General features: G+C 46.5%; 1 protein-coding gene. It reads left to right on the top strand.

Translation table 11 applies throughout. From position 1 onward, the window contains the following. A partial coding sequence (locus NHF50_RS15640) for a hypothetical protein (RefSeq protein ID WP_252777369.1) occupies positions 1-215 on the top strand: 215 nt, incomplete at both ends.

Here is a 215-nt window from a genome sequence, read left to right on the forward strand (position 1 = left end):
ACTTCCGCTACCTTTACCATTGAGGATACTACGGCGCCGACTATCGATGCAGTTGCTAACGATATGACGGTAGAATGTGACGGTAATGGAAATACCAATCAACTTCAGGCTTGGCTAAATGCTAACGGTGGTGCTTCATCTTCCGATGATTGCTCTAATGTAACCTGGTCGAACGATTATACGACACTATCCGATCTTTGCGGGGCTACAGGTTC

The sequence above is a fragment of the Flavobacterium sp. NRK F10 genome (genome assembly GCF_024054235.1).
Taxonomy (GTDB): Bacteria; Bacteroidota; Bacteroidia; order Flavobacteriales; family Flavobacteriaceae; genus Flavobacterium; species Flavobacterium sediminis.